The 4,859-nt window shown below is 73.3% G+C and carries 4 protein-coding genes and 1 pseudogene; 3 read left to right on the top strand and 2 right to left on the bottom strand.

The genetic code is table 11. From position 1 onward, the window contains the following. Positions 1 to 199 (top strand): annotated as a pseudogene (locus D471_RS0105325) (ring-cleaving dioxygenase); the annotation flags it as partial. Positions 200 to 399: 200 nt separating this feature from the next. On the opposite strand, the gene D471_RS0105320 reads toward D471_RS0105325, so the two are convergent. Then, entirely contained in the window at positions 400 to 765 is a 366-nt protein-coding gene (locus D471_RS0105320) for an ArsR/SmtB family transcription factor (protein WP_017597672.1), read from the bottom strand. Positions 766 to 818: 53 nt separating this feature from the next. On the opposite strand from D471_RS0105320, the gene D471_RS0105315 reads away from it, so the two are divergent. After that, a complete protein-coding gene (locus D471_RS0105315; protein WP_017597671.1) occupies positions 819 to 1,592 on the top strand; it encodes an SDR family NAD(P)-dependent oxidoreductase in 774 nt (257 codons plus the stop codon). Between the two features lie 207 nt (positions 1,593 to 1,799). Here the strand turns inward: D471_RS0105315 and D471_RS33110 are convergent, their stop codons facing one another. Then, positions 1,800 to 2,300: an ATP-binding protein gene (locus D471_RS33110; RefSeq protein ID WP_017597670.1), complete on the bottom strand. Its 501-nt coding sequence runs from the start codon at positions 2,298 to 2,300 to the stop codon at positions 1,800 to 1,802. Between the two features lie 481 nt (positions 2,301 to 2,781). On the opposite strand from D471_RS33110, the gene D471_RS0105305 reads away from it, so the two are divergent. Next, a partial coding sequence (locus D471_RS0105305) for a tetratricopeptide repeat protein (protein ID WP_017597669.1) occupies positions 2,782 to 4,859 on the top strand: 2,078 nt, incomplete at its 3' end.

The raw sequence follows: 4,859 nt of genomic DNA, 5'->3' as shown, positions 1-4,859 counted from the left end.
CCGGGCCCGCCGCTACTTCACCTCGGTCTACTTCAACGAGCCCGGCGGTGCGCTGCTGGAGATCGCCACCGACGGCCCCGGGTTCGACGTCGATGAGCCCCTCCTGGAGCTGGGCCGGTCCCTGCGGCTGCCGCCGTGGATGGAACCGGACCGTGAGCGGATCGTGCGGCACCTGCCGGACATGGGGGAGGGGGCGTGACCGCCGCCCGTACCACGGCCGGTGCGGAGCGCGGCCGGAGCCGCTCCTGACCGGCCCCGCGGGCCGGGGTTGAGGAACACCGGAACGAGGACCCGCGCCAAGGGCTCACCGGGTGACTCGCCGCCGGGCGGGTGTGCGACCGCGGCTTCCGTGTCGGCCCGGGTGGGCGGGGTGTGGCGCCGGGTGGCCTCCAGCCGCCGTCAGCGGCAAGCGGCCGTGGAGTCGGAGCCGGGTGCGAGGTGGACGCCGCCGTTCACGTCCTCGGCGCCGGCGGCCTCCAGCAGAGCCCCGACCAGTCCGGGGAAGCGCTCGTCCAGGTCCTGGCGGCGCAGCGTGACGAAGCAGCGGGTGCCCTCCTGGCGGGTGCGGGTCACCCCAGCATCGCGCAGGACCCGCAGGTGGTGGCTGAGCGTCGACTTGGCCACCGGCGCCCACAACTCTCCCCACCCGCGCTCGGCGCCGTCGGCGAGCGCCCGTACGAGCCCGATGCGCAGCGGGTCGCTGAGCGCCGCCATCACCTCGGGTAACGACAGTTCCTCGGTGGCCGGATGGTGTGCGCGTCTCATGCCTCCATGCTAGCTTGTTCGATATTCGACGAACAACGAACAAAGGAGTCGGGTTGACCGAGCCGCAGCACCACCAGCACACCGACCTCAACGGCCGGGTCGCCATCGTCACCGGCGCCGGATCGGGCATCGGCCGCGCCACCGCGATCGCCATGGCCCGCGCCGGAGCCCGCGTCCTGGGGGTGGGCCGGCGCCAGGAGGCGCTCCAGGCCACCGCCGCCCACCACCCCGGCATCGCCGCCCACTCCGCCGACCTGCGCGACCCCGACGCCCCCGCCAGGGTGGTCCAGGCCGCGACGCAACGGTGGGGCCGTATCGACGTGCTCGTCAACAACGCCGGCGCCACCGCGATGATGCCGTTGGCCGAAACCGATGCGGACCGCGTCGCCGGGCTGTTCGCGCTCAACGTCACCGCCCCCAGCCTCCTGGCCGCCGCGGCCCTGCCGCACCTGCGCGAGCGGAGGGGAACGATCGTCAACGTCTCCAGTACTTATGGCCACCGGCCGCTGCCCGGTGCCGCCCACTACGCGGCCTCCAAGGCCGCCGTCGAGCAGTTGACGCGCTGCTGGGCGCTGGAACTGGCCCCCGAGGGGGTACGGGTCAACGCCCTGGCGCCGGGCCCCACCGAAAGCGAGGCCCTGTCGGCCGCCGGGCTCACCGAGGCCGACGCGGCTCGGGTCAAGGAGGCCGAGGCCGCGCGGATCCCGCTGGGCCGCCGTGGTGAACCCGACGAGGTCGCCCAGTGGGTGCTGCGGCTCGCCGACCCGGGCACGACCTGGCTCACCGGGCAGGTCCTCACCGTCGACGGCGGCCTCGAACTCACCTGATCCCGGGGCCGCGCTCCTCCCCCGTGTTCGGGCCGTGGCGGGCCGCCCGCTCATCGGTGAGGAAGCTCGACCGGCATGCCCCCAGAAGTGGCGGGCCGGGGCGAAGTGCTTGGCGCGGGTTCTCGTTCCGGTGTTCCTCAACCCCGCGACCGCGGCGGCGCCCCCTGCCCCTGGGCGCCACCGCTTCCCCTTCCACCGCCGCCGCGCTCAGTCCCCGGTCTCGGGCCCTGCGATCTCGGCCCACACGCGCAGGCCCGCGTCCGTGTGGGGGGAGGCTCCCCAGCGGTCGCTGCACGCCTCGACGAGCATCAGGCCCCGGCCCCCCTCGGCCCGGTCGTCGCCGAACCCGGTACTGAGCGCCGGGCAGCCCGAGGTTCCGCGGTCCAGGACCTCCACACGCAGCCTGGGGCGGTGTGTGTGGCCGTCCAGCCAGGTCAACGTCAGGTCGACGGGCGGCCGCCCGTGCCGGACGGCGTTGGTCACCAACTCGGAGACGATCAGGTGGGCGGCGTCGCCGAGGACGTCCCCGCCCCGCTCACGCAGGAAGTCCTCCACGCTCCTGCGGGCACGGCCGGCGGCGCACGGTGTGTGGGGGAGTCGGCAGGACAGGTGCGCGGGGAGGTCGGTGGTATCGCCGACGAGTGGGAGGTCGCCCGTGGGAGGGACGGAGATCCCGGGTGCGACGACCGTGCTGGCGACTGTGGGCATGACGGCTTCCCTCGGCAGAGAACGGGGCAGGAGTGACGTGTTCGACCGGGCCGGTGGCCGCGGGAATCCCCCCGAACGCCCATGGTCGGGGAGTGGGATGTGATGCCCCACACTCCTGTGCGTTCCTTCACTTTCGCAAACGCCACACCGCTTGACAAGGGATTCTTTCGTAAAATATCGAAGTGCCCACGGATTCGGTTGTGTGGTGGGGTTGTGGTGGGAAAATCAGTCGTGGTGCGGGATGCCGTTCGCCGGTGGGCGTCCAGCCGTCCCCTGGCGCCCTCCCGATGGATGAATCTACGATGTAAAGGTAGTGCTGTGGTCCACGGCGCCACGTCGGCATCGTCCTCGCCCTTCGCGTCCACGATGCGACTGTGGGTGTGAAATCCTTCCCGCCTGGGAACGCCAGGGATCGCATAGTCCGGCATTAACCCCTCTGCAACGGCACAACCCTCGCCAAAACCCCACAGCGTGAGGTTCCATGGACAACTCCCCGAAACACCCTGGACTCACGCACAACCATGCCGACCTCTCCACCCCGGCCAACATCGTCCAGACCGGCGCACTCCACGGCGGCGTCCACTTCCACCCGCCCGCACCACGGACCGGGCCACCCCGTCAGCTTCCACCGCCACCGGCCGAGTTCACCGACCGCGTCCACGAACTCCGCGAACTGGCCGACACCCCGCCGGGCGTGACCACCGACCTGGCCGTCCTCGTCGGCACCGGGGGAGTGGGCAAGACCGCGCTCGCCGCCCGCCTCCTCGCCCAGACCGCCGACCAGTACCCCGACGGTCAGCTCCACGCCGATCTCGCGGGCTTCACCGGGGCCGTCCCCACCGACCCCGCCGTCCTCCTGGACGGCTTCCTCCGCGCCCTCGGCGTCCCCGCCGCGCAGATCCCCCAGGGGCTGGAACCACGCGCCGCCGAGTTCCGCAGCCGCACCCACGGCAAACGCCTCGCCCTCCTCCTGGACAACGCCGTCTCACCCGCGCAGGTACGCACACTCCTGCCGGGTGAGGGAGCCCACCGCGTCATCGTCACCACCCGCCTCCACCTGCTCGGACTCCTCCCCGAGGGCGCCCGCTTCGTCCACGTGCGCCCCCTCGACCCGAACGCCGCCGTCGCCCTGCTGGACGCCCTGCTCGCCGACCACCGCGACGACCTCACCGGACCCACCTCCCGCAGCCTCGTCGACCTGTGCGGCCGACTGCCCCTGGCCCTGCGAGCCGTCGCCGGACGCCTGCGGCTGCGCCCCGGCCGTCCCGCGCGACGCGTGGTCGAGGAACTCTCCGACGAACACCGCCGCCTCCCCGCCCTGAGCCGGGACCACGACAGCTCCGTCACCGCCGTCTTCGACGCCTCCTACGCCGCCCTGCCCGACGACGTCGCCCGCCTGTACCGCCTCCTCGGGCTCCACCCCGGCCCGACCATCACCCTCGACGCGGCGATCGCGCTGGACGGGGGAGAGGGCTACGACACCGAGGACCGCCTCGAGACCCTCCTGGAGGCCAACCTCCTCCAGGAGGACACCGACGGTCGCCACCGCTTCCACGACCTCATCCGCGACCACGCCCGCGCCAAGGCCCGCGGCGACGAACCCGACCACCCGCGCGAGGCCGCCCTGGACCGTCTGGTCGAGCACTACCTGCGCGTCGCCACCGCCGCCGACCTCACACTCAACCCCCGCCGCTGGCACCTCGGCCCCCGCTACGCCGAAGCGAGGAGCGCCGCCCCTCCGTTCGCCGACCACGCCACCGCACTCACCTGGCTGGAGGCCGAACTCCCCGCCCTGGACGCCCTCATCACCCTGTGCCACACCACCGGCCGCCATGAGGCCACATGGCAGCTGTGCGAAGCCCTGCGCTCCCTGTTCACCCTGCGCCAGCACTTCGACACCTGGCTGCGCACCCACGCCACCGCGCTGGCGTCCGCCCGAGCCCTCGAGGACCCGGCGGCCACCGGCCGCATCCTCATGACCCTCGCCCAGGCCCACCTCAAACTCGGCCGCCCCGACATCGCGACCGAACACCACACCGAGGCGCTGCGCCTGTTCGAGGAGGCCGACCACCCCTACGGCCGCGCCTCGGCCCTGGAGGGCCTGGGCACCGCCGCCCTGGCCGAGGAGCGGTACGCCCCCGCGGTCGACCACCTCACCCGAGCCCAGGAGATCTTCGCGGGCCACGGGCGCGAGCGCGGCGTGGCCATGATGCACCGCCACCTCGGCGAGGCCCACCGCGGCCTGGGCCACCACTCCCGCGCCGCCGACCACTTCGGCCGCGCCCACGCCTACTTCGCCACCGACGGCGACGACTACATGGTCGGCCGCACACTCATCGCCCGCGCCCGCTGCCTGCTGGACGAGACGCGCACGAACGAGGCCGAGGACGCGCTCACCGGGGCGCTCACCGCCGTCGAACGGTGCGGGGCCCGGCTCGAACAGGCGCGCGTCCACGACCTCCTGGCCAGGTCGGCGCGGATCAGGCGGCGGGAACCGACCGAACGCGACCACCTGCGCACCGCGCACGCCATCTATACCGAGCTGGGCGCCCCGCAAGC

Source organism: Nocardiopsis lucentensis DSM 44048, assembly GCF_000341125.1.
Classification (GTDB): domain Bacteria; phylum Actinomycetota; class Actinomycetes; order Streptosporangiales; family Streptosporangiaceae; genus Nocardiopsis; species Nocardiopsis lucentensis.
Note: the sequence above shows the minus strand (reverse complement) of the source record. Positions and strands in the feature narration are given on the sequence as shown.